The following is a 6906-nucleotide window of genomic DNA, read 5'->3' as shown; positions in this document are numbered from 1 at the left end:
GCATTGGCTCGGCAGCTATGATGCGAATGGCCGGGTTATGCTCTTTGAGACGACGCGCATTCCCTGTGAGGGTCCCCCCAGTTCCCAGGCCAGCCACAAAGACATCAAGGTCCGGTAGATCGTTGATGATCTCGACGGCAGTGCCATAGTAGTGGGCATCAGGGTTGGCCTGGTTGCCATACTGATAGAGCATCACATAGCGCTCATCCTTGCGAGCCAGCTCCTGCGCCAGACGCACGGCGCCGTTACTTCCCTGGGACCCGTCCGAAAAGATGATGTCCGCGCCATAGAGTTCCAGCAACTGGCGACGCTCCCGCGTCACGTTATCGGGCATCACGGCAACGAACTTGTACCCTTTGACTCGCGCAATCATCGCCAGCGCAATGCCGGTGTTGCCACTCGTCGGCTCTAGCAAGATCGAACCTGGCTTCAGCTTGCCACTGGCCTCGGCCTCCTCGATCATGCGCTTGGCGATGCGGTCTTTAATGCTTCCAGAGGGATTGACCCCCTCTAGTTTGGCGAAGATCTGCACCCCCGGTCGTGGACTAAAGCTTTTTAGCTCGACCAGCGGCGTATTGCCAATGGTCTCCAGTATGCTGCTATAGCGCATGATGGCTTTCCCTAGTTACTCCTGGCCTCCGCCAGCCATCGCGGGCAGCAGGATTACGGTGTCATTGGGACCTACTGCTGTCTGCAGGCCCTGGAGGTAGCGTACATCTTGATCGTTGACGTAGACATTGACAAAGCGGCTAAGCTCTTCTTCCGGCTGGATCTGCTCCTTGAGAGCAGGATACTGCCGATAGAGATCCGCCAGCACTTCCGCCAGTGTGTTACCCTGGGCGCTTACTTGCTTGGCCCCGCCGGCTGCTGCACGCAGCACAGGGGCAAGACGCACTGTCGCCATAGCTTTCTTTCTACTCCTCTTCAGATACTGCCACTAGGGTTACGGCTAACGCTCCTACTACTACCACAACATACGGCTCGGCGCGCTGCTTGAGCCAGCAAGGGAGTAGCATAGCCTTGCCAGCGTGCGAGCAGGCTCGCCAGAACCCCTCACCTGCCAGCGCCGGGCTGACCTGTCGCGCTCCCCCTGCGAGGATAACACCGCTGATCGCCGCTGCCAGCGCTGCCGTCACTGGCAGCGGCTGCTTTATCGATCGAGCCAGGGCGCCGGCCCGAGCTGCCACACTGACAGCACCACATCAGGCTGAGATGGCGCAGACGTCAGCGTAGGTTGGCAGATTCTCAGGGTGGGCGTTCTCGCCGCAGGCTGGACACTGTGGATCACGATAAAGCCTAAGCTCGTTAAACTCACCAGCAAGGGCATCATAGGTCAACAGGCGACCAATCAGCGGCTCCCCGATCCCTAAGAGCAGCTTGATGGTCTCGACTGCCTGCAGCAGGCCAATCACACCAGGCAGGACGCCAAGTACGCCGGCTTCAGCGCAACTTGGAGCCAGAGCCGCCGGCGGGGGCTCCGGGTAGAGGCAGCGATAACACGGCCCCTCGTGGGGCTTGAAGACTGTGACCTGACCTTCAAAGCGGAAAACACTTCCATGCACTACCGGCTTATTGGCGATGATCGACGCATCATTAAGCAGGTAACGCGTCGGGAAATTGTCAGTGCCATCGATGATGACGTCGTAGTCGGCGATAATGCGCGCGACATTCGTCTCATCGAGACGATCGACATATGTGATGACCTTCACATCGGGGTTAAGCGCCTCGATGGTCTCGCGTGCCGACTCGGCCTTGTACTTCCCAATGCGGCTGACGTTGTGCAGAATCTGCCGCTGGAGGTTGCTTTCATCAACGACGTCCGAGTCAATGACGCCAATCGTGCCAACACCCGCCGCCGCCAGATAATAGGCCGCCGGCGAGCCGAGACCACCAGCGCCCAGTAGGAGGACACGCGAGTCGAGCAGCTTTAACTGCCCCGCCTCACCGACCTCGGGAATGAGCAAATGACGGCTGTAGCGCCTGCGCTGCGCCTCCCCTAACGTGCGCGGTTGTACTACCTCATAGCCACGGGCGCGCCATTGACCAAAGCCACCAGCCATCGAGATGACGTTTTGGTAGCCCATCTGCTTGAGAGTCGCCCCCGCCATGAGTGAGCGCACTCCACCAGCACAGTAGAGCACCACCGGCTTTGTCTTGTCAGGTACCGCTTCTTCAATTTGCAGCTCTAGATAGCCACGCGGCACGTGCAGCGCTCCAGGAATGTAGCCCTCGCTCCATTCGTGCTTCTCACGCACGTCAACTAATACCAGATCTTGCGAACCCTCAGCTTTGCGCTTGAGAGCCTCATGCACCTGGTCGGGCGTCCATTCCGGCACCAGCTCGCGCGCTCGCCGCATGATTTCCCTGGACGCTTCGCCCATCGCTCTACACCTTTCGATTGTTGACTATGTTCATCGAGTTTGTTGCGCCGTGCTAAAGACAGACTATCACGCGCTCTTTTGATCTGTCAAGGAAGAGCTAATCTGTGAGGAGGGGTCAGCCTTTTCACGACTTTCTTATTGTTAAGAACAGCTCAACCAGGACCTTTTATTCCTCTTGACACTGGCAGACGGCGACCAGGCCGTCAGCTTCTCCCAGATTACGAGAACAACCTCTGGGAGAAGCTGGCTGACGCCTGGCTCTAGGGACCTCCTGGCCTCTTCAGCCAAGACCAGGGGGACCAGACGAGGCAGGCCGGGCAGCACCGCGGCTCGGTTTTTACCGCTCCCCCGCCCTTATCTAGCGCGCTGCCACTGCTGGAGAGCCGATAAGACGCGCTCGGGCGTCATGGGCAGACGTGTCAAGCGAACCCCCAGGGCCGCTTTGATGGCATTGGCAATAGCCGCAGCTACGGGCACGACCGGCGGCTCACCGACGCCTTTGGCACCAAACGGGCCGTGCTCGGAGGGTACTTCGACAAGCAAAGGGGTAATGGTCGGGACATCAGTGCTATGGGGTAGGGCGTAATCCATAAGCGTAGCTGTCAGCAGTTGCCCCTGCTCGTCATAGACGAAGCCTTCAAAGAGCGCCCAGCCGATACCCTGAGTCACCCCTCCATGAATCTGCCCCTCGATCTCAGCGGGATTGATGGCAAAACCAACATCTTGAGCCGCCAGATAGTCAAGGACTCGTACCTCGCCCGTTTCGGGATCAACGGCCACACGCGCTACATGGGCCGCATACATCGGGGAGGAGCTGAGAGCCGAGCGCCCGCGGCCATAGATCGGCTGATAGCGGCTGCCAAAAGCCGTCGTCACCTGACCAATCCTTTGCAAGGAGACCGAGCGGTCTGGCACGCCGCGCACAACCACGCGGTCACGTTCGATCTCCAGATCCTCTACAGCAGCCTCCAGCAGTTCGGCAGCCACTTCTAGAATCTGCTGACGGGCGTCGCGTACGGCAGCCAGGACAGCAGGCCCCATTGTATAGGTGATCTTGCTGCCGCCAGTGCTACCGCTGTGTGGCACGCTGTCGGAATTCCCGTGCTCAATCTGCACCAGCTCGGGCGAGATTCCTAATCCTTCGGCGGCAATCAGCGTAAGCGCTGAGTCGGTACCGGTCAGGTCGACGGTGCCAACGATCACCGTCAGGCGCCCATCACGGTCGAGTCGACAAGCTGCCGCCGCTGGTTCAGTCCCCCCGGGCCAGCCACCGACGGCCAGACCGATGCCAATCTTCCAGCCGCTCAGCTCGGGGGGTGGAGTTGTCAGCTCTCGACGCTGAGCCCACAAAGGATGCTCACGTACTTTCTCTAGGCACTCCAGCAACCCAATCCGTGGCCAGCGAGGCCGCCGACGATCCAACGAGGGATCACCTTCGCGCAAGCAGTTCTTGAGACGAAACTCCAGGGGGTCCATGCCCAGCTCGCTGCACAGCTCGTCCACCGTCGACTCCAGAGCAAAGGTGGCTTGTGGCGCTCCAGGAGCACGATAAGCACCTACTCCTACTTTGTTAGTGAGTACCTCATAGCAGCGAATGTCTATATTAGGGCAACGATAGGTACTGGCAAGAATAAAGCCAGCAAGACTAGCAGCAGCGCCAGGATACGCGCCGCTATCGAAGATCACTTCTCCCTGTAGAGCGACTAGTGTGCCATCGCGTTTGGCCCCAAGTCTAACCGTAATGATGGCCTGCGGCGCCGGATTAGCCGCAAGGAGATCTTCGCTGCGCGTGAGGGCGAGACGTACTGGACGCCGAGCGGCACGGGCAGCAGCGACGATCAGCGGCTCCAGGAGGGTAAACTTGCCGCCAAAAGCGCCCCCGATGGGCACTGACTCCACATGGATCTGGCCTTCGGCCAGCTTGAGGGCCTCGGCGATTTCCGTGCGCGTGGTAAAGAGGCCCTGGGCGCTAGCCCAGACGGTGTAATGTGTCCCACCGGGAGAGGGCATAACCGTAATCGTTTGCGGCTCTAGATACGATTGATGCACTACGCTGGTCTGATAGCGCCGCTCAACAATTACTTCGGCTTCACGCCAGCCGGCCTGGATGTCACCTTGACGCAGATGGCTCTTGTCGCAAACATTCTCAGATAGAGGACGGCTCTCTTGCTCTTCTTCCTCTCCGCCGGAGACAGCAGCATGGGCTTCCCCCCCAGCAATCTCACCAGCCTGCTGCTTTGTCAGCAGCCGTGCCAGGGGAGCACCCGGCTCCATCGCAGCCAGCGGATCAATGACTACGGGCAAAGGCTCGTAGTCAACTTCAACCTCCGCTGCTCCATCAGCGGCCGCAGTCTCGCTCTCAGCCAGGACCAGCGCCACTGGATGACCAGCCCAGAGTACTTCTTGGCGCGCTAGAGGGGATTTGGTACGCTCGCCAGGGTTATAGCCCTCAAGTGGCAGGGTTTCGCCTGTATAGACCGCGCGCACCCCTGGTACGGCTAGCGCCTGGCTAATGTCAATGTTGACAATGCGCGCGTGAGCATAGGGACTTAGTACAGGTCGCGCATAAAGCAGTTTTCCAGGCACCGGGATGTCGCCAGCGTAGCGCGCTTGCCCGGTGACTTTGGCAGGCGCATCAGGACGCTGCAAGGACTTGCCAATGGCTTTGTAATCAGCCGATCTGTCAGCTGTCTGTGTCATCGGTTACTCACTCGCTCACTCTACTGCAAAGACAGGTTAAGGAAGGGAAAGCGCTTAGGTCTAGGGCCTTTCCCTTCCTCTCGGGCCAGCAGCTCTTTGCAAAAGATAGTCCGCAGACAGTGTAGCACAAACTCTGCTTGCCTGTCATGGGAGCTGCAAGGCGGGCAAGGGAGCAGAGGGGCAAGTGCTGTCAGCCAGGCCAGAGAGAAGACAGGCGGCGCACTCGCCACGCAGAAGAGCATGAGGGGAACATGCTCCTGGAATGGCTTGCACCGCCTGCCAGAGATGGAGGTAATTGAGACGACAAGGCCACCAAGAGAACCAGGACCAGGAGGATCTTAAGAGTTAGCCGCACCGGACCGCTGAGTATGATGGGCCAGATCTTTTTTTTCTTCTCCCGCAGCCCTCATTGCTTTTTTCATCCCTCCTACGGGATGGTGTAGTCGACATTCAACTTGCCGGAATACGATCTTGGTCAGCCAGCCATTGCGGTTGGCAGAGAGGCAAAAGGGACAAGACCCCTGACGCTAGCCTGGAGACTGAGCCACAGGCTAAGCGCCCAGGAGTCTCAGGCTCCTTTTGTCTCTCTGCGGGTTTAGAGCACCAGCGTCACCAGCAAATGGCTTTGGATGTCCGTGGAAGCACCCAGGCCCAGCGAGAGGTCAAGCGCCGAGCCCCCACAGGCAGTATTGCCGCTTAGCTTTAGATCGGTGGCAAGCACCAGATCGATCGGGTAAATGTAGCCGGAGACAGCGGCGTGGGTCGTCACCAGATAGCCAGCGCCGCAGATGGTGTTGCTGATAATGCTGACACCACTGCCCTGAATGGTAATCCCTGCCTGATAGGACTGACCCGCCGCGCCACTGACGTTGAGGATACGGGTATTGCTAATGGTGTTACTCACTAGGACAATGCGCGTGGCTGTGCGAGCCGCCACGCACAGACCCTGACGTGCTCCAACGTTCAATTCTGAGATCCAGATACCAATATCGTTATTTTGCAGGACATTTGACTTTAGCTGGAGACCAAGGGTGAGAGGTAGACCATAGCAGGAGCCACCGACGACAGCGATGCCAGCCGCCACGCCTGGTTGACTGCCAATATAAATATTGGCTGTAATACGGTTGCCACTCAGAGAGACATGGGCTCCACCAACTACTTGAATGCCTGTCTGGGCTACAAAGGAAATGGGGCCTAGCCCAATCAAGGTGTTGTTGGTGATTACAGCGCTATCGGATGGTCCGGCAATGATGACGCCCGAGCGCAGATAGCGCGTTATGGTGTTCCCTTCAATGGTGCCGCAGGCATGGCTGTCATTGGCGAAATAAATGCCTACACCAACGTGAACGTTGCTCAGGTGGACATCGCCAATGTCATGAATGCGCGACTGCTTAATCGTCACATTGGCTCCAACGTTCAACACGCCAAAATCAAGCGCACCGTAAATATCTGCATTGACGATGGAACCAGTTACACCGCTGCTGAAAAAGACACCCACATCACAGCCTGTCGCATTGACAACACCTGTGACCGTGGTCGAGGGGTTAACTAGCGCCGCCGTCAGAGTCACTCCATGCCAGCTAAATCCCGTCGACTTGCAGCTTGTATGCCAGGCACGCGCCCCAACAAGCTGCGACAAGCCCAGGCTCAACAAGGCCACCACAAGCGCCAACGGCACACATGCCGCTAAAATCAAGGAAGCTTTTCTTCTCAAGGCCTTCCTCCACTTAACACCTTTGGATTTGTGCAGCCCCTCTCGCCCTTGATCAGCGAACGGACTGCACGACACTCCCGAAGGCACTCCTTCGAGTACCTTCTACTATCG

At 58.3% G+C, this 6906-nt stretch carries 6 protein-coding genes; all 6 read right to left on the bottom strand.

Annotated elements, in window-relative coordinates; all coding sequences use genetic code 11:
* On the bottom strand, nucleotides 1-613 hold a 613-nt coding region (locus IRZ24_RS14815; protein ID WP_366914308.1), incomplete at its 3' end, for a cysteine synthase family protein.
* Between the two features lie 12 nt (nucleotides 614-625).
* Nucleotides 626-904 carry a MoaD/ThiS family protein gene (locus IRZ24_RS14810; protein WP_112428156.1) on the bottom strand — a complete coding sequence of 93 codons (279 nt, stop codon included), beginning with the start codon at nucleotides 902-904 and terminating at the stop codon, nucleotides 626-628.
* 10 nt (nucleotides 905-914) lie between these two features.
* On the bottom strand, nucleotides 915-1136 hold the full coding sequence (locus IRZ24_RS14805) for a hypothetical protein (RefSeq protein WP_297165571.1): 222 nt from the start codon (nucleotides 1134-1136) through the stop codon (nucleotides 915-917).
* Between the two features lie 66 nt (nucleotides 1137-1202).
* Complete coding sequence (gene moeB, locus IRZ24_RS14800) at nucleotides 1203-2381, bottom strand: molybdopterin-synthase adenylyltransferase MoeB (RefSeq protein WP_366914307.1); 1179 nt, start codon at nucleotides 2379-2381, stop codon at nucleotides 1203-1205.
* Nucleotides 2382-2735: 354 nt separating this feature from the next.
* Nucleotides 2736-5081 (bottom strand): xanthine dehydrogenase family protein molybdopterin-binding subunit, encoded by a 2346-nt coding sequence (locus tag IRZ24_RS14795; protein WP_297165570.1) that lies wholly within the window; start codon nucleotides 5079-5081, stop codon nucleotides 2736-2738.
* Nucleotides 5082-5676: 595 nt separating this feature from the next.
* Nucleotides 5677-6777 (bottom strand): right-handed parallel beta-helix repeat-containing protein, encoded by a 1101-nt coding sequence (locus IRZ24_RS14790; protein WP_297165569.1) that lies wholly within the window; start codon nucleotides 6775-6777, stop codon nucleotides 5677-5679.
* Nucleotides 6778-6906: the final 129 nt, after the last annotated feature.

Source organism: Thermogemmatispora sp., assembly GCF_019683755.1.
Classification (GTDB): Bacteria; Chloroflexota; Ktedonobacteria; order Ktedonobacterales; family Ktedonobacteraceae; genus Thermogemmatispora.
This window is presented reverse-complemented; position numbering and strand designations above follow the sequence as displayed.